The sequence below is a fragment of the Nostoc sp. 'Peltigera membranacea cyanobiont' 213 genome (assembly GCF_002245975.1).
Classification (GTDB): Bacteria; Cyanobacteriota; Cyanobacteriia; order Cyanobacteriales; family Nostocaceae; genus Nostoc.
Map to the genome: position 1 here is coordinate 22,706 of NZ_NOLI01000001.1, position 18,365 is coordinate 41,070.

Here is an 18,365-nt window from a genome sequence, read left to right on the forward strand (position 1 = left end):
GATAAGCGTTTTGAACGAAACAACTTGTGTTGTGAACGAATGGACAAGTTTTTGTTGCCAACGGATAAGCATTTTGAACGAAACAACTTGTGTTCTTAACGAATGGACAAGCTGTGGTAACGACAACAACTTTATTCTTAACGTCCGCTTCTGTGTTGGTAACAAATGGACAAGCTGCCGTTACCATGAGAACTTCATTTGTAAGTTCGCTGCTGCAAAAGTACTTAAATTATTCTTGTGAAGAGGATTTTCTTTAAGCTTTGCATTACACGAGTAGCAAGATTACGCTGATGACAAGCTTGATAGAAATCGGGGTAAGGCATATTCTGGGCGCAATTCCAGGTTAAATCGTAGCAGTCATTATCCAATTGCCAATAACCACTTAAAGCTTTAACTACCTCAAAGCGATGTTTATTATCCTGTAGAATTTTCTCTAAGCTTTCTGCTGCCTGCCAACGGGTGGAGTCATTCACAGTAGTTGATTGCAGCAGTTGCACTAAGGCTGCGATCGCAATTTCATTGCCTGTGGCGATTTTCCCTAAGCTATCTGCTGCTTCACTACGGGTGTCGTCATCCACAGTAGTTGATTGCAGCAGTTGCACCAAGGCGGCGATTGCAATTTCATTGCCTGGGTCGATTTCCCCTAAGCTATCTGCTGCCTGCCTACGGGTGGAGTCCTTCACAGTAGTTGATTGCAGCAGTTGCACTAAGGCGGCGATCGCAATTTCATTGTCTGGGTCGATTTGCCCGTAGCTTGATACTACCAAGCTACGGGCGAAGTCATACATATTAGTTGATTGCGGTAGTTGCACCAAAGCTGCGATTGCAATTTCATTGCCTGTGACGATTCTCCTTAAGCTAGATTCTGCCAGCCAACGGGTGAAGACATCCAAATTAATTGATTGCAGCAGTTGCGCCAAGGTTGCGATTGCGATTTCATTGCCAGGGTCGATCTGCCCTAAGCTTGATGCTGCCAAGCTATGGGTGAAGTCATCCACATTAGTTGATTGCAGCAGTTGCACCAAGGTTGCGATCACAATTTTATTGCCTGTGCCGATTAGCCCTAAGCTTGATGCTGCGAGGCTACGGGTAATGTCATCCACATTAGTTGATTGCAGCAGTTGCACCAAGGTTGCGATCGCAATTTCATCGCCAGGATTGATTTGCCCTAAGTTATATCCTGCTTGCCAACGGATGAAGCCATCTAGATGATTTGATTGCAGCAGTTGCACCAAGGCTACGATCGCAATTTTATTACCAGGGTCGATTTGCCCTAAGCTAGATGCTATCTGTATACGGGTGTAGTCGTTCGCATCTTTTGATTGCAACTGTTTTACCAAGGCTGCGATCGCTTTTATGCGGTCTGTTTGTTGCAATGCTGACTTAGCTTCCTCTTCGATTGACCTCAGACTATCAATTGTCCACTTGACAATTTGCGCTATTATTTCATCTGCTTTAAAATAATCTTTAAATTCTGCAATGCCTGCGGCAGCTAAAAAATAGGCACGATATTCATAACATTTACGACATCCATCTTTAAAAGTAACTAAAGCATCGATAAACTGTTGTTTTTGCTGTTTGAGGTTTTCTTCTGGTCGTCCTAGCCAAAGTAATATTGTTTGCTTCCATTGCGGTTCAAAGATGCGATAAGTTCCTTGACTGGGATTTTTAGGAACGTGCTTGAGAAAGAAACGCCAGTCATCAATTGCTTTAGCAGCAAAATACTCTTGAAATGAGGCATGAAAGAAAGCGTAAACATGTTTTCTATTCGTATCTATCCCAACACAGTTTAGCCAACCGCGATTTAGTGCCAATTTCAGCAGCGAATTTTCATCATCAGCATCACCCAAAAACTGATTAACAAAATCCTGCCGCAAGCGAAAACGGGTTGCTTCTTTGTCTATTGCTTCTTTAGCTAATTCCCCCAATTTGATATTGAGTTGCTGACGCTGGTCAGAATTTGTAGCAAATTCGGCTTTTTTCCAATTGTCGAAGTCATCAACAAATTGTTGATAGAGTCCCGCTTGAGTATCGGGTAATTTACCATCTCCCGATTGCCAATTTAAACACAGCAGCGTTAACCGCAAAGGATTTTTCACTAAATCCTGAATCCGTTCTTTACCTGATTTTTTTAACGCAGTACATAACTGCTTTCCAGTTTCAGGAATAGCAGCAAACCATTTGTGAATAAATTTCTCTACCTGTTGTGGATAAGAAAAATTTAAAGTGCGATAGGTATCAAAATCATTAAGTGCATTAATGCTGCCATCCCACAGATTAACCCGACAGGTTAGCACAATTCGCACTTGAGAAATTAACCCCCCTTCACGAAATTGCCGTGCAATCTCTGTTAGAGGATTAGATGCGGACATTTCATCTAACCCATCTAACAACAGCCACACATTATTTTGATTAAACAGAGTAACAAAATCATTCTTCAATTGCTTAGTGGCTTCAGCTTTACCTATTTTCTCAGCAACCTGAGTTAACCAAGTTTCAAACAGATAAGATTTTAGTTCCTTCTCTCGCAAATCGGCTAAAGATACCCAAATGACAATTGACTGGTGAATCTCACGAGATACCCAATCAGCAATCTGCTGTAATAGTGTTGTCTTTCCTGCACCTGGTTCGCCAATAATTGCAATTCGCTTACCTTGACTTTTAGGCGTGTTCTTCTGTTTGAGAACTTGTTCAAGAAAAGCATCATGCTCAAACGTTTTGGTGATTTCTGTCTCTTTGTACAGTTCTGACCCCTGTTCTGGAGAAATATCACCCTGACGCTTAGATTGTTTTTTACGCTCAATTAATCCCAATGGTACGTAAACATCATTAACTTGCAGCGCTACCCCTTCAGTCGATGTCAGAGGATTTGTAGTCAGCTTTTGCCGTTCTGCCAACAATTCACGGCAGATTTTACGCCAGTCATCGGGAGTTAATTTTGTCCCATCCTCCCCTTGAGACGACTTTGGTCAGAAGTTATTAGTGATTGACCCAGTATTATTGATTTGTTGGGCAACCATTGCTGTTTTTTCGATCGTAAGATTCTCTGCTAACTTTGCAAAGTTGTTGATAACTGAAGGCTCCGACTTGATTTCTGCTGCTAATTTTTGAATTTCCTTAGCAGTCTCAGATTGATCTTTGTTGACTGCTGTTTCTACTTCTACAACAGCTTGAGCAATTTCTGGGTCTTGTGCTGCTGCTTGAAGTTCCAGCACTGCTTGACCATAATCTAATCGTTGCGGTTCATTTGCTTCTACAACACTAGTGAGAGATGGTGCTTGATGCTTCTGGCGGAGTAATCCGATTAACTTGCCACCTAGGGTCCATGTAGCATCACCAATATTTTCGCCGATTTTCTCCTGTGCTTTAGTCCAAAGCGTAGTTGCGATCGCAGTAGCAACAGCCGTCAGTGTTACAGTTATCATAAATTCACTACAAATTAAATTAAATAATACAAATAGTATTACGCAAAAGCTGGGCGATTATTACTGAACATAACCCAGCTTTTTAACCCGCACAGGGGGGTTTTGTCTGTATAGCCGTGATTTCTAATCGCCAAGGCACTATAAAATAAACGGTGCGTTAGCCTTTGGCTAACGCACCCTACAAAATATATGAAATCTAATTATGAATTATCAATTAGAAGCTGCCTTCTCTGCCACATTACGAATTATTTCCTCCAACGTTTGGAGTAATTCTTGCTCGTTATAAGGTTTAGAAAAGTAAGCCCGCGCCCCCAATTGCATAGCTAGTTGTCGATGTTTATTGCTGCTACGAGAAGTCAACATCGCAACTGGAATATTTTTTGTATCAACATCTGAATTTACCTTACCTAAAAAGCCATAACCATCAAGTCGAGGCATTTCAATATCACAAATTACCGCCTCAACTCTTAATCCACTATGGAGTTTTTCTAAAGCATCTTGACCATCTTTAGCTTGTTCTACTTGATAACCTCCCTTTTCCAGAGTCAGGGCTAAAAAGCGGCGAACATTAATCGAGTCATCCACAATTAAAATTGTGCCTTTCTGCTTCACAGATGCTGCTGATATTTTATTTTCATCAAATATCAAGAATGGCGTTTTTAACCTTGCCGATGGTAATTGAATACCTTTAGGAGTCCGGCGATTTGTAGCAATCCAATACAGCAATTCATTAACATTAACTAGTGGCACTACTCGACCATCACCGAGAATTGTGCAGTTGCTGAAGCCTTCCGGTAAAGGTATATTTCCCTCAACTTGGCGAATAGCAACTTCTTGTTCGCCCCAGCAACGGTCTATTTGGATTGCTACTGGCTGATTATTCCCTTTGACTACTAATACACTGTTAGCATTAATTGCTGCTGGAGTCTCTAATTCTGAAGTATCATAGCGCAGACAATTAAACTCTAAATAAGGAGTCAGGCGAATCAGTGGCAGCATAGTTCCTTGCCAATTTAGAACTTCGCTACCTGCCATTTGAAAAACTCGCTCGTTTTGGAGTAAGAATATTTCTGAAATGACATCTGTAGGAAATGCCAACAGCATTTTGTTGATTTCTACCAGCAGAACTCGGGCAACGGAAAGTGTAAATGGTACTGATAGGGTGAAGGTAGTACCAACTCCTGGTTCTGTATCAACTTTCACATCTCCTCGAATCAGTTTGAGGTTGTTACGAACTACATCCATACCGACACCGCGACCAGATAATGCTGTAACTTGCTCGGAGGTGGTAAAACCTGGTTCAAAAATTAGTGATAATAGTTCTTCATCACTAGCATTAGCGAGTAGAGAAGCATCTAATCCCATAGCGAGGGCGCGGGTGCGAATTTTCTCCAAAGAAATGCCCCAACCATCATCACGGATGGTAATCAGGGTACGATTACTGCGGTGACTGGCTGTAATTTCAATTAATCCTTGTTCTGGTTTACCCAGAAGGCGGCGAGTGCCAGAATCTTCGATACCATGATCGAAAGCATTCCTTAAGAGATGCATTAAAGGTTCGTTTAATGTTTCTAAAATGCTGCGTTCAATTAACGTGTTGCCACCTTCAATTTTTAACTGGACATTTTTCCCATACTCTACATTTAAATCGCGCAAAGCTCTAGGAAAACGTTCGGTTAAATCGGATAGCGGCCGCATTCTGATGTGATTTAACTTTGTCTGTAACTGTTTGGATGTTTTGTTAATTTTACGAGCAATTTGGTCTGTATCATCTACACTGAGTTGCACATCAGTTGTAACTTCCTGTACCTGAACAATGGTTTCCATAACTTCCTGCGATCGCAGGTTTAAATCGTTATAACGATCCATTTCTAAAGCATCAAATTCCCTCTCTGTACCTTGTGTTTGGTGTCCATTTTCAGCTTGCACTCCCACAGACGTAGCAGCTTGAGTAGAAATTTTGTCATAAGCTATACGTAAATCCTGGTTTTCCCGATCGAGAACTTGTACTCGCTGGTTCAGGTTACGAACGAGTTTGCGTAATCTTTCTAGTTGCGAGTTCAAGCCATTTCGTTGAACAATCAGTTCGCCAAATAAATCATTAATTTGCTCTAGTTGTTTGCTGGGAACTCGGACGCTATTCTCAGGAATTTCCCGATCTTTAACAACGCCATTTGATTCTCCTTTACCTTCGCTAGATTTGGCATCTGGAGAATTATTTTCTCTGGCAAATATGGGATTTTGTTCTGTAACATTGATAGCATTAACATCATCGGCAAACTCTGCATCTACAAATGTAAAATTAGCAGCGATACCTGCACTAGGCTGCGCCAACGCTTCATCATTAGTCCAATTTTCTCTAATGTTTTCTGGCTGCCAAACAGATGTTGGCACGACTTCTGTATCGATGATATCTGTGTCTGCGGGGGGAAGTTGTGGTGTTACTTCTGCTGGTGGTAATAGTAGCTGGGATTGCGTATAACTACCAAAATCAAGTTCTGTAGGTAAGTTATCTAATTGATTTGTCAGCACCAAAGCTTGCGATCGCCGCCATGCTTGCAATGCTAACTGGGCAATTTCGGGAATGCGATCGCTGCTAGCCGTTTCTAATTGCTGCGTTACTGACTCACAAAGCTTGCTAAAAGCTACCAACTGGAGCATTTCGCCCAAACCACCCAATTCCGCCGCCATAATCACAACTTCTTCATGCAATCCGGGCTGTTGGCTATCTGCCAATAAAGATTCTAGACGCTGCAAACACTCTTCTACTTCTGTGGCAAATAGCAAGGGGATAACGTCTTGTCCATCCTCCGGGGATAACATGGACGAGGCATCCTCTGGGGTGGGGTCGCCTAAGCGATCGTGCAACTCATCAAAAACTGGATAACAAAAGGTTGCTAACCACGCATCTTCAACAACATTTCCTTCTGCAAGCAATTCGACAATTTGACGCAGCCAATCAACTCCAGATAGCAATAAACTTTGCAATTGGGTGTCAATTTCTAGAGAATTTTTTTTAGTTTTTAAAACTTTAAAGGAATCTTCCAAACGGTGAGATAAATGACTTAGCGATTTAAATCCCATCATCCCCGCACCACCTTTAATAGAATGAGCGGCGCGGAGTGCAGCATTGATTTTATCTAAATCGATGCGGTTACTAGTATCGATTTCTAGCAACACACCTTCTAACGTATTTAAGTAATCAGTTGCTTCTTCCAGAAACTGCATCTGGATTTCTAATTCTTTGTCTTGTAACATGGTTTTTGTCCTTAGTTATTGGTCATTGGTCATTAGTTATTAGTCATTAGCCATTAGTAAAAAGACAACAAACAAATAACAAAAGTCATTCATCATTGGTCACTAGCAAAGGACAAATGACAAATGACAAATGACAAACTTAACTAACTTTGAAAGCCTCGACAGTCTCTTGCAACTGCTGGGAAATTTCCACAGTTTGTTGTAGAGATTGGGAAACTTGACGAGAAGAATCGCTGGTGCGTTGTGATATAGCAGCAATATCTTTCATCAATTGGCTAACACTTTGTGATGTTTCAACCTGAGATGCAGTTGCAGTGGAAATCGACTGCACCAAGGAGTCAATTTGAAGGGATACATCCAAAATTTCACTCAGACTTTGTTTAGCCTCCTCTACAATTCGAGTTCCTTCCACTACTTGGGTAGTGCCTATTTCCATCGCCTGCACCACTTCACTGGTTTCTCGTTGGATATTTTCAACAATTTGTTCAATTTCTTGGGTTGCTGCGGCACTCCTGACTGCTAGTTCGCCGACTTCTTCCGCAACTACGGCAAAACCTTGACCTTCTTCACCCGCACGCGCTGCTTCAATACCAGCGTTAATGGCCAGTAAGTTAGTTTGAATGGCGATTTGGTTAATCAAGGAAACCACACGGGAAATTTGTTGCGAAGATTCTCCCAAACGTTTCACTTTCTTAGCAGTTTCACCCACAGTTTCCCGCAAAGACAGGATATTTTGGACTGTTAAATCCATTGCGTGTCCACTCTTGGTAGCGGTGTGCGCCGCATGATTGGCAACGAAAGCAGCTTTTTCGGCACTTTCGGCTACGGCTTTCATGGATTGGGTCATTTGGTCAACAGCATCGAGGGTGCGGTTGATTTCGGCAGCTTGGGTAAGTGCTTCCTCTGCTAAATGGCGAATGGCTCCTTCGTTAGAGCCAATGGCAGTATTAACGTGGGTGGCAGCTTGTTGAACTTGGGTAACAATATCCCGGAGGCTTTCGACAATGGAGTTGAAAAAGTCGGCAACAGTGCCTATTTCTCCGGCTGTCACGTCTGCACGCACTGTCAAGTCGCCTCTGGCTGCACCTTCTACATCGTTGAGTAGTTCTAAAAGTTGCTGTTGCAGTGTTTCTTTTTGGTGCCGTTCATCGTCAGAATCGGTGACTGCGACATTTCTAACTTGTTCTATCTCTTCTAACAACTTGGCTTGTTCTAAGGCGTAACCGACTTGAGTTGCTATCTGTTGAAACAAGTCAATTTCCGGTTGTTGCCAAACACGCACAGTTTCGCAATGGTGAGCAATTAATAAGCCTAAAAGTTGCTCTTGGACAAGAATTGGTACGACCAAATTACCTTTGACAGCAAATTTTTCTAAAAATTGAATGTAACCGTTGGCATTTTTCAGGCTTTGGTCTTGATGAATATTGGCAATTGCTTGCACCTGTCCATCATGAGAAGTTTCTAGATAACGTTCCCGAAAATAAGGCTCGTCGATTTTCACTCCAAGCATTTCTGGCCAATTACCAGTTACCGATTCCGCAACAACAACACCATCCCGCTTATCTGGATTCAGACTATAAATGATTACTCGGTCTGTTTTTAGCACTTGCTGAACTTCTTTCACTACTGCGTGAAAAATATCTTCAGTTTTGAGACTTTTCCGAATTCGTAGGGTAATATCTGCTAGTAATTTTGCCCCTTCAATATCTACTTCTTGTTCCTTAACTAAAACCTGCAATTGTTCGGCCATAAGGTTGATGTTTGCACTCAATACCCCTAATTCGTCTTCACTTTCGATTTCCACACGGGTATTGAATTTACCTTGACCAAGCTTTGCTAATGCCGCAGTTGCAGTGATAATTGGCAGTGTAGTCAGTTTAGCTAACCGAGATGCGATCGCACCCACAATCAATGCTGTCACTGCTGTACCGATGGCTATAGTCCACAACAACTGTTTTTGCGGCTCAAATACAATTGCTGTATCTGTGGATAAAAGTACTTGCCAGTTTAAATCTGGTAAGCCGTCTAGCCTACTGGCTGGTACGTAGCTGACTAATTCTGGTTTTTTGTCAGTTTTGGAAACATCTATAAAACTATCTACCTTATTTGCTGCCAGCAGTTTAGGTAAATTAGAATACTCTGCTTTTGCTTCTTTCCCCAATAATTCCTTTTGGGGACTCAAGAAAACTGTTCCTGAAGCATCGAGCAAATAGTATTGTTGTCCATTGGCTACGTAGTTCTTGATGACTTCCTCTAAAGATTTTACGGGCATCCGCGCTCTGACCACACCAATGGTTTGGCCCGTCCTTGTCTCTTTCACAGGTGCAGCTATATAAATATTCACTACACCAGTGTTTTTTGCTGCTTCCGGTTTACTGATGACAGGAGTATCTTTTTGTAAAGCGTCTTGAAAGTAGGTAAGGTCTTTTTGGTTATCCAAAGGTTCGCCTGTGGATTGGACAATCAAGTTACCTTGACGATCGAAAACAGCAACGCTGTCATAAGCTTTGTAGGCTTCGACAACTCGATCTAGGACTGCTTGCTTTTGCTGAGTGGTGATATTTACACTAGCTTGAGGACTTGTCAAAAAAAGCAAACTTGATATGACCTGAATATCACTGTAGCGTCCCAACATAAAACGGTTAACTTTATCACTTAAACCAGTGGCTTCAGCTTGTTGAGACTGGGTAATTTGCTTAGTAATGGACTTATTGGCAAAAGTAAAAGCGATCGCACCAATACCCAATACTGGTATTGTACCGATTGCGATCGCTAAAATAGTCGCTTTCTTAGCCAATCCAAGTTTTGTAAAAGAGGCAAAAGCTTGATTTAGCGAAGAATTATTAGCCGTTTCACTACTATTTTTAGTTGGCAATTTTATGGCACTACCAGTTATTTTTTGGGATGAAATCAGTGATGCTCGATTTTGAGCGCTACTACCTTGATTTCCGTTGGTTTTATTAAACATAAAAATAGTTATCCTAACTATGTGAATAAGAACACTAAAATTTTTAGTAGTACACCCTACTCACTGCGGAGAATAGAAGATTGCCCAATTGCCTGTGCATCTAATACCAGCAATATTTCTTCTTGTTGGACAACACAGCCACATAAATAAGGAACTAAACTGGATGCCACTTGTCCTATAGGTGATTGAATATCATCAGGAATGAACTTAGTGGTACCTTTTATTTCTTGCACAACTAAACCTAGCACCAATGATTCCACTTGAATAACGATCGCACTGTACTGCCGCAGTCGATAATCAAGAGATTCTAAATTGAGCATTCTTGGCAAATCAACTACCCAAATTATCCGACTCCGCCAATTCATTAATCCTAATATGCAGGTGGGCATATTAGGCATTGGGGTTACAGATTCAATAGGCACAAGAATTGCTTCTTGCGTATGCTTCATTGATAAAACCGCAGCAGTCTGTTGATTTAGCTGAAACTTTAGATAACCGTCTGCTAAATTATTTTGAGTTGGTTTTAAAGGAAGTGTAATGTTTGTACTAGTCATTGATTCAAATTACCACTGATTTAATAGTACGTAGCAGATGTTCGCGAGTATAAGGTTTAGTTATGTAGGCATCTGCGCCTTGTCTCATCGCCCATAAACGGTCAATTTCTTGATTTTTGGAACTACAAATCACAATCGGCACTTTTGAAGTAATCGGATTTCTTCTCAAAGAACGACACAACTCAAATCCGCTCATTTCTGGCATTACTACATCAGTAACGATCGCATCTGGTTTTTCTAACACAGCTTTTTCTAAACCCTCTTTTGCACCACTTGCTTTAATTACGTTGTAACCACTCTCTTTGAGATAATGGCTCATTAATTCCAATTCACTGGGAGAATCTTCTACAATCAGAATTGTGCCAATTAAAGTCAGACTCACTATTAAATCTCCTAACAAATAACTTAAGGCGATTAAATTTGGTTATAGTTATTGGTTGTTAATAAATTAACCAAGATGTTTAAAAACCATTTTTAGCAATTCTGATTGTGTAAAAGGCTTAGTCAAATATCCTGACGATCTGACCATTTTTGCCTTTGCCCTGTCGATAAATCCTGTTCTACCAGTCACCATAATAATAGGTGTATGTTTAAAAGCTGAATGTTTTCGTAATAATGAACATAGCTCATAACCATCTAAACTTGGCATCTCAACATCTAGCAAAATCAGATCGGGCTTACTCCGAAGAATTTGCATTAAAGCCTTCACAGGATCGTTGATAGTTACAACTGAAAATGTATTTTCATCCAAAAAGTGTTTGATGGAATTCAAAACTGTTTGGCTATCATCGATGCAGGCAATTGTATATAGCTTTTTGCCAACAGTTGGCTGAGTAGTTTTATTATTTTCAGGAATATCAAAATTGATTGGTATCGGCAACTTTTGCCCAAGTTTTATTTGTAGTTGTGGCTGAACTTGAGACGGTTGTATTTTAGACAAAACTTGGGAACTCCCACCAGCCGGAATTGATGACTGGATATTTTGCCGATTTCGTAATTGCTTTTGACAGTATTCAACAAGTAACCGCAAATCCAGGCGGCAGAACTTTGGTAGTTCATCCAAAGAGCTTTCCGGGCTGAATTCATAGCTACCTTCTTTTAAGCATAAAAATGATTCCAGTACTTCTTTTGCTAATTCATCTATCAGGCTTGCTGCTTGTACAGAAGTAATATAGTCCTGATTTACTAACCAACAAATAGCTTGGTAATCCGCATTGGGTATTGATTGATGTTCATTCTTTGTCTCAAACATCAGCCGCATCTGCACGCGAGTGGCGCTGTTGAGAGCGGGGATTTGCTGGCTTAAGCGTCGCAAGTGGCTGTCAAGCCGCTCAAACAGTTTATCTGAATAGGAGGCATAAGTAAGTTTACCGTCCTCTAGATAAATTGACCAAGAAACTATTCCAGTAAATATGCTTAAGCACCCTGTAGCACGCCGACTGGTTAATTGTGCCAACAGAGATAGCGGATGTAGTTTCTGGAACAACCTGTAGCTACCTATAGGAGTTGTGCTCATTTTGCTTTTACTTCAGCTAAATTCGATCCGTGTAAACTAAATTCGTATAGAGTTATTCCACAATTAAAATCAAGTAAAAAGCATCAAACTTTTGTATGTTAAAGTACATCAGTTTATATTTAGGGTTTGTGGTGAAACTCAACGAAAATAGCGTTCTTTTCAAACGATCAAATCTCAGCAAATTCGTAAATTCTTATTAATTTACTTCCTGTTACTGAGATTTACAGACATCTTTGGAGAATAAGACATAGAAATGTCAAGACTAGATGAAGCCACTTTCCATTGAGTAACCCCAATCTGACCACAGGAATAATACTGATTTTCTTAAATCAATATATTTGAACTTCTGTATTTACACTTAAAAAAATCCAGTCTTTAAGCATATAAGTACTAAATAAAGCCACTCTTCATTAAGCAACCCTGTTGTGACTACAGGGATAATACTGATTTTTTTGAAAAAAATAAAACACAATTCAGAGGAAATAATAACTAGATCGGCCAAAGGTATGAAATTAACCAAGTCTCCAGGTGAATTTTTCTGGTTGTCCAAAAAATTTGCGCGATCGCCAGTTTATTCGTACTGTGGATGTAGTGTTAGTGCGCTGATTAAGCATTAGGATGTATAATTTCTGAATGCTTCGTGTCTTTATTTACTGGCTTTATGCGTTATTCTGTATTGGCCACTGACTACGACGGTACACTAGCAACTGACAATCATGTAAATGATAATACTTTGGCAGCACTCTCACGTCTGCGGAATTCTGGTTACAAACTCATCTTGGTGACAGGTAGACAGCTAGATGAATTGCTGCAAGTTTTTGGACAAGTAGATTTATTTGATTATGTAGTAGCAGAAAACGGCGCTTTGCTGTATTCGCCAGCTACCCGTCGGGAGAAACTATTAGGTTCGCAACCATCAGCAGAATTTATTAACGCATTGCGCGATCGCCAAGTCAATTCCCTGTCAGTTGGCCGTGTAATTGTTGCGACTTGGCATCCCCAAGAAACTATAGTTTTAGAAACTATCCGCCAGATGGGATTAGAATTACAAGTTATATTGAATAAAGGTGCGGTGATGGTGCTACCATCAGGAATTAATAAAGCCACAGGGTTAGCTGCCGCTTTGGATGAGATGCAGTTATCACCTGAAAATGTAGTTGGGATTGGCGATGCCGAAAATGACCATGATTTCCTCAATATTTGTGGTTATTCAGTAGCGGTTGCCAATGCTTTGCCGATGCTCAAAGAGCGTGTAGATTTTGTGACTAATGGTAGTCGGGGGGATGGTGTTATGGAACTAATTGAAAAACTCATCACCTCAGATTTAGCTGAATTTGGGCATTAATTTAAGCAGATTTATTTATGCAAAAAAAAGGAGAGTATTGCTACTCTCCTAACGTAATATGAGTGAGGGAAAATTTTCAGTTTAGTGATGAAGTCTCGCTTGACGTTCCCGCAATTCACGGGCTTGACGTTCCCGCAATTCACGGGCTTGACGTTCGCGTAACTCACGAGCTTTACGTTCGCGCAATTCACGAGCTTGACGTTCGCGTAATTCACGAGCGCGTTGTTCGCGAACTTGACGTTCGTGTTCGACTTTACTGTTGTTAAAAGCTACAGTATTACGATTAAAGTTATCATGCTCAGATTTAAATTCAGCAGCATTAGCATTTTGAGAAACAGCAGCAATTGAAGCAGCTGCTAATAAGCCTCCAAGAAGAATAGATTTAAAGCGGTTCATATATCCTTTAATGTGCCTTGCATTACTTGATTTGTACATCTTCAATGTAATCGGAATAATCAGGTATATGCCTGTATACAAAGTCATGTTGAAATAGTTACAAAAGTAACTATTTTTAGGATTTATATTTGATTTTTGAAAAGTTCTAATGGTCAAAATCTTCCCTGACATGGGTTATACCCTAGTATGCCTAGCAAGATTCAAGTTGGATTCCTATATTTAGAGGTGATTATTCAAAACTTTTTTATATAAGTAAGTCGGTACAAATAAATCTAAGCATGTAACAGAATGTAAAAACTACAAGACCTTTGCGATTGCTTCATTCCACTTCGTTACATTCGCAATGACATACATTGAAATTTTCATGCCGACTTACTTAACTGAAAATCCCAAGGCTCCCTTGAAGTTACTGTTTAGCCTTGTAGCAAATGCGATTGGCGAAGCCCTGCCATAGCATTCGCCCACCCGAAAGCGAACCAGCGTCCATAGTGCAGTGCTACATGGAACAACAAAGCACAGTCACAATTAAAATTTTCTCTAAAAAAGGTAGGATAAGCGATCGCAGCAATCACCATAAGAGATGATTGTCTTCAGGTTTGATATCATCCAATAAATGAGCGATCGCAAAGTCACAAGTGCGGATAAAAGGACTTGAACCTTCACTCCTTTCGGAACTAGAACCTAAATCTAGCGCGTCTGCCAATTTCGCCATATCCGCATCAGTTTACTATCTTACCACAAGAAATTATTTTTGGGAATAGGGAATAAATGAGTCGGCGAGAAGAAAGAGTTTTTCCCCCTGCACCCTTCTCCCTGCCCCTCTGCCTCTTCCCCATGCCCAATTACATAACTGCAACACGAGGCAGACGATGCTTAAACCCGCAGAGAATTTCCCATGAAATAGTATTTAATTGTTCAGCCCAATCATCTGCTGAAATCTGTTCTTTTCCCTGTTCCCCTAACAAAGTGACTACTTCTCCTTCTTGGATATTGGGTATGGCACTCACATCCAGCATCAGCTGATCCATTGTAATTGTCCCGATTTGCGAAACTCTCTGACCGCGAATTAACACCTGCATTTTGTTAGAAAGACTGCGAGGAACGCCGTCAGCATAGCCAATTCCCACGACAGCAAGGCGAAGTTCGCGCGGGGCAATAAATTTATGCCCGTAGCTGACAGCAGTTCCAGCGGCAATTGTTTTAACTTGGGTGACTCGTGCTTTAAGTTGCAAAACGGGTTTGAGATCGATCGCATTTTGTAAATGCGGTGCTGGGTAGAGTCCGTAAACAGCTAAACCTACTCGCACAATGTCGTAGTGCAATGACTGATCTGTGAGTGCAGCTGCTGAGTTTGCCAAGTGCAAGCATGGCACTTCAATTCCCATTGCTTTGATTTGGGCGATCGCTGACTCAAATCGTCTATGCTGTTCTTCCATTGCCGTTGTATCAGGATCGTCTGCTGTTGCCAAATGAGAATAAATACTGGCAATAGATAGATGTGGTAAACGCTGCACTAATTGCACGAATTCACCAGCTTGCTGCCAATTAGTTCCTAACCTAGACATTCCCGTGTCTAATTTGATGTGTACGGCCACTGGAGAACCATGATTCATGGATTCCAGAGTATCGGAAAATACCAAAGCTTGTTTAGGACTACAGAGTGTGGGCTGAAGTTTCCAATGTGCGATCGCATGAATCTGTTCTGGTGTATGAGTTGCTCCTAAAATCAAAATGGGCGCTTCAATCCCGCCTTCTCGCAATTGAATAGCTTCTGGAACTGTAGCGACTCCCAGCCAACTAGCTCCCGATTGAATTACAGTTTGGGCGACTGTTACCGCTCCATGTCCATAAGCATCAGCTTTTACTACTGCCATCAACTGAGTCCGCGGCGATAAAAACTGCACCAATTGCTGTACGTTATACGACAATGCCCCTAAATCAATTTCTACCCAAGCTCGTTGCGAAAACCACGCGTAGGGGTCGCACTGCTGATTAGGAACTACACCAGGGATTTCTTTGCGACTTAACATTTGTACTGACTCCTATCCCACCACGGCTAAACTTTCAAGTTATCTATCTATACACGCTCCTAAAAGCGAGATCAGATTAAATAGGAAGTTTAACCTTCATATTGGAATTGATACAAGATGTTGCGTTAGTAAAATAAAAGTTAAGATTTATTCGCAAGGAGTTAGAAGTAAATCTTATGGCTCGGCTTTTTGCTGTGTTATTTGCATTAGCCTACGTAAAATTCCTGCTGTCGGGTGAGAAGTTTTACTTTCAAACTGCTAACTCTTGATTTATAACTCTTAACTCATCAATTAATTGTAGAATTCTGCCGAAAGTATAATTTATTCTCATCTCCCTAGCAGGGTGTATTTGTGTTAACATTTATGTAAAGCTAATACCCTGAGCGCAGATACATGGGGAAGGTTTTAGTCTTAAACGCATCTTACGAACCTCTCAATATAACGAGTTGGCGGCGTGCTGTGGTTCTGTTAATCAAAGGCAAAGCAGAACGCGTAGAACACAACGGTAAATTCCTGTACTCGGATTTTCCATTGCCGACCGTAATCCGGTTACGTCATTATGTACGCGTTCCTTATAAAGAAATTCCTCTGACTCGCCGAAATATATTGCACCGCGATGGTCATGCCTGTCAATACTGTGGTTACACAGGAGATGAGTTGACTCTAGACCATGTAATACCGCGATCGCGCAGCGGGGGCGATACTTGGGAGAACATTGTGACCGCTTGTGTCCGTTGCAATGTTAAAAAAGGCAGTCGCACTCCCCATGAAGCTCACATGCCTTTACGTCATCCTCCCCGCCAACCTTATAGCAGCCTCTATTTCGAGGTTAGCAAACATCTTAAGAGTGGATTGCATACAGAGTGGCAAAAGTATGTTATAGGGCTTTGAGCAAAAAAGCGGAGGAGAAAGAATAAAGACCTTGCTGCTTTGGGACACAACCAACAACTTTAGTTATGGAGTGCTGAAAATTGGCGGCTATATGGCTTGCAACGAAGGCGATCGCGTCTTGTAGATAGGCGCAATCCGTTAACGCTCAAGCCTCGATACTTGTGTATGGGGTTTACCTTTTGCTTTGCATCTTCTCTGAATTCTCATAATTTTCCAAGGGGATAAAACACCCATTGTTAATCAAAAATAATTGTTAATTGCTCAATAGTCACAATAATGAGAGGATTGAGCATAAGAATATTTAAAATATCAAGGACTAACCCGAAAGTATAAGATAGAAAGTATGCCTTAAGTAAGATAAAAATTCTGCTGATTAAATTTACCGAAGAGAAAAAAGCTTCTCAAACAGATTTATGCTGCCAGATTCAGCCCAATATACAAAACTTCCTTGTTTCCAGCACTCATACCCCCCTCCAATGGAATTTAGTTGATGTCAAGCGCTGTTACTGACAAAAAATATACTTAGATGTATAGTGCAATGTCTTGATATTTTTGCGAAGATCAAAATAATGTGGCTAAATTCAGTGAATTACCGATCGTAGTATTTCTGAATTAAAGGAGCCTAACACTTTAAAAAAGTTCCCTATGTACTTGAATTCTCCCGTTACTCAGTTTGAGAGTTTGTCATTGACTACAGAGCCAAACCCAGAGGAACCTGAAATAGAGAAAGCGCCAGTGGAAATTGCATTTAAAAGTCCATCATTACCGCCATCGGTAGGCGATGGGGCCATATATCTCAATCACCGTGGTAATTCTCTGGCACAACAAAAGTCAGAAGAACTACAAAAAACTCTTCTGGCACACCGACACGATCGCCAACTGGTAATTCTGCAAGATTTTCCCGATCCTGATGCCCTTTCTTGTGCCTGGGCTTATCAGTTAATTGCCCAGCAATATGATATCAAATGTGAGATAATTTATGCTGGCGCATTGAGCCATCAAGAAAATATTGCCTTGGTAAGGCTGACTAACTTACCAATCCAACGCTGGACAACGCAAACCTTGAAAACTAAAGATTTGTCATCTTATCAAGGTTTTGTATTAATTGATAACCAAGGAACCACTTCACAGCTACTGTCAGCAGTGCAGCAAGCCGGAATTCCCCTAGTGGTACTCATTGACCATCACAGTATCCAAGGCGATCTGCACTCAGAGTTTGAGGATATCCGTCCTTACGTAAGAGCGACGGCAACAATTTTTACGCAATATCTTCAAACAGGATTACTGGCATTAGATAGCAGCATCAATCAACACGTGAAATGTGCCACTGCCTTGATGCACGGCTTGCGATCGGATACAAATCGGTTAATGCAAGCGCAAGAAGAAGACTTTATGGCAGCGGCGTATTTAAGCCGATTTTATGATGCCCAACTGCTGAATGCTATTTTACAGGCGAACCGTTCCAAGCGGGTAATGGATGTGATCGAGCGATCTCTAAAAAATCGCATCGTCCAAAATAACTTTTCCATTGCTGGTGTTGGTTATCTACGCTACGAAGACCGCGATGCCATCCCTCAAGCGGCTGATTTTCTCGTCACAGAAGAAAACGTCCACACTGCCGTAGTTTACGGCATTGTTCACGATGAAGACGATGAACTGGAAATAGTCATCGGTTCCCTGAGAACTAGCAAACTGACCCTTGACCCTGATGAATTCATCAAAGAAGCCTTTGGACAAGATAGTGCAGGGCGGTTTTTCGGCGGTGGAAGGACAAGCGCAGGCGGCTTTGAAATTCCGATGGGCTTCTTATCCGGCAGCAACGAAAATTCTGCCTATGCGAAAATGAAATGGGAAGTATTCGACACTCAAATTAAGCAAAAACTGCTGAGGTTGGTTAATCCTAGAGACAACCCGATTCAATCGGAGTAGAGGGAGATTAAGGAGATGGGGAGAACTCCTAACTTATGCAGCAGTCAAAGTGT

General features: G+C 41.2%; 12 protein-coding genes and 1 tRNA gene. 3 read left to right on the forward strand and 10 right to left on the reverse strand.

Features of this window, described 5'->3' with window-relative positions:
- Nucleotides 1-224: 224 nt before the first annotated feature.
- From CDG77_RS00120 to CDG77_RS00150, 7 genes are all read right to left on the reverse strand, one after another.
- Complete coding sequence (locus CDG77_RS00120; RefSeq protein WP_223269668.1) at nucleotides 225-2,897, reverse strand: NACHT domain-containing protein; 2,673 nt, start codon at nucleotides 2,895-2,897, stop codon at nucleotides 225-227.
- Nucleotides 2,898-2,969: 72 nt separating this feature from the next.
- A complete protein-coding gene (locus tag CDG77_RS00125) occupies nucleotides 2,970-3,425 on the reverse strand; it encodes a hypothetical protein (RefSeq protein WP_094327281.1) in 456 nt (151 codons plus the stop codon).
- Between the two features lie 210 nt (nucleotides 3,426-3,635).
- Nucleotides 3,636-6,683, reverse strand: a complete 3,048-nt coding sequence (locus CDG77_RS00130; protein WP_094327282.1) for a hybrid sensor histidine kinase/response regulator — start codon at nucleotides 6,681-6,683, stop codon at nucleotides 3,636-3,638.
- 139 nt (nucleotides 6,684-6,822) lie between these two features.
- Nucleotides 6,823-9,651: a methyl-accepting chemotaxis protein gene (locus CDG77_RS00135; RefSeq protein WP_094327283.1), complete on the reverse strand. Its 2,829-nt coding sequence runs from the start codon at nucleotides 9,649-9,651 to the stop codon at nucleotides 6,823-6,825.
- A gap of 56 nt (nucleotides 9,652-9,707) precedes the next feature.
- On the reverse strand, nucleotides 9,708-10,205 hold the full coding sequence (locus CDG77_RS00140; RefSeq protein ID WP_094327284.1) for a chemotaxis protein CheW: 498 nt from the start codon (nucleotides 10,203-10,205) through the stop codon (nucleotides 9,708-9,710).
- 4 nt (nucleotides 10,206-10,209) lie between these two features.
- Nucleotides 10,210-10,587, reverse strand: a complete 378-nt coding sequence (locus tag CDG77_RS00145; protein WP_094327285.1) for a response regulator transcription factor — start codon at nucleotides 10,585-10,587, stop codon at nucleotides 10,210-10,212.
- 66 nt (nucleotides 10,588-10,653) lie between these two features.
- Nucleotides 10,654-11,721 carry a response regulator gene (locus CDG77_RS00150; RefSeq protein ID WP_094327286.1) on the reverse strand — a complete coding sequence of 356 codons (1,068 nt, stop codon included), beginning with the start codon at nucleotides 11,719-11,721 and terminating at the stop codon, nucleotides 10,654-10,656.
- A 661-nt stretch (nucleotides 11,722-12,382) separates the two neighbouring features.
- On the opposite strand from CDG77_RS00150, the gene CDG77_RS00155 reads away from it, so the two are divergent.
- Complete coding sequence (locus CDG77_RS00155) at nucleotides 12,383-13,066, forward strand: HAD family hydrolase (protein ID WP_094327287.1); 684 nt, start codon at nucleotides 12,383-12,385, stop codon at nucleotides 13,064-13,066.
- Nucleotides 13,067-13,147: 81 nt separating this feature from the next.
- Here the strand turns inward: CDG77_RS00155 and CDG77_RS00160 are convergent, their stop codons facing one another.
- From CDG77_RS00160 to alr, 3 genes are all read right to left on the reverse strand, one after another.
- Nucleotides 13,148-13,462 carry a hypothetical protein gene (locus tag CDG77_RS00160; RefSeq protein ID WP_094327288.1) on the reverse strand — a complete coding sequence of 105 codons (315 nt, stop codon included), beginning with the start codon at nucleotides 13,460-13,462 and terminating at the stop codon, nucleotides 13,148-13,150.
- Nucleotides 13,463-14,098: 636 nt separating this feature from the next.
- Nucleotides 14,099-14,180 (reverse strand) — tRNA-Leu (locus CDG77_RS00165).
- A gap of 124 nt (nucleotides 14,181-14,304) precedes the next feature.
- Nucleotides 14,305-15,492 carry an alanine racemase gene (gene alr / locus CDG77_RS00170; RefSeq protein ID WP_094327289.1) on the reverse strand — a complete coding sequence of 396 codons (1,188 nt, stop codon included), beginning with the start codon at nucleotides 15,490-15,492 and terminating at the stop codon, nucleotides 14,305-14,307.
- A 393-nt stretch (nucleotides 15,493-15,885) separates the two neighbouring features.
- On the opposite strand from alr, the gene CDG77_RS00175 reads away from it, so the two are divergent.
- Both CDG77_RS00175 and CDG77_RS00180 read left to right on the forward strand, forming a co-directional pair.
- Complete coding sequence (locus tag CDG77_RS00175) at nucleotides 15,886-16,383, forward strand: HNH endonuclease (RefSeq protein WP_094327290.1); 498 nt, start codon at nucleotides 15,886-15,888, stop codon at nucleotides 16,381-16,383.
- A gap of 645 nt (nucleotides 16,384-17,028) precedes the next feature.
- Entirely contained in the window at nucleotides 17,029-18,312 is a 1,284-nt protein-coding gene (locus CDG77_RS00180) for a DHH family phosphoesterase (RefSeq protein ID WP_094327291.1), read from the forward strand.
- Nucleotides 18,313-18,365 lie beyond the last annotated feature (53 nt).

What these genes read in the sequence shown, in the direction of transcription:
- CDG77_RS00140 (WP_094327284.1), bottom strand. Translation starts at nt 10,205, where the DNA reads ATGACTAGTACAAACATTACACTTCCTTTAAAACCAACTCAAAATAAT.
- CDG77_RS00155 (WP_094327287.1), top strand. Translation starts at nt 12,383, where the DNA reads ATGCGTTATTCTGTATTGGCCACTGACTACGACGGTACACTAGCAACT.
- CDG77_RS00125 (WP_094327281.1), bottom strand. Translation starts at nt 3,425, where the DNA reads ATGATAACTGTAACACTGACGGCTGTTGCTACTGCGATCGCAACTACG.
- CDG77_RS00180 (WP_094327291.1), top strand. Translation starts at nt 17,029, where the DNA reads ATGTACTTGAATTCTCCCGTTACTCAGTTTGAGAGTTTGTCATTGACT.
- CDG77_RS00135 (WP_094327283.1), bottom strand. Translation starts at nt 9,651, where the DNA reads ATGTTTAATAAAACCAACGGAAATCAAGGTAGTAGCGCTCAAAATCGA.
- CDG77_RS00150 (WP_094327286.1), bottom strand. Translation starts at nt 11,721, where the DNA reads ATGAGCACAACTCCTATAGGTAGCTACAGGTTGTTCCAGAAACTACAT.
- CDG77_RS00130 (WP_094327282.1), bottom strand. Translation starts at nt 6,683, where the DNA reads ATGTTACAAGACAAAGAATTAGAAATCCAGATGCAGTTTCTGGAAGAA.
- CDG77_RS00160 (WP_094327288.1), bottom strand. Translation starts at nt 13,462, where the DNA reads ATGAACCGCTTTAAATCTATTCTTCTTGGAGGCTTATTAGCAGCTGCT.
- alr (WP_094327289.1), bottom strand. Translation starts at nt 15,492, where the DNA reads ATGTTAAGTCGCAAAGAAATCCCTGGTGTAGTTCCTAATCAGCAGTGC.
- CDG77_RS00175 (WP_094327290.1), top strand. Translation starts at nt 15,886, where the DNA reads ATGGGGAAGGTTTTAGTCTTAAACGCATCTTACGAACCTCTCAATATA.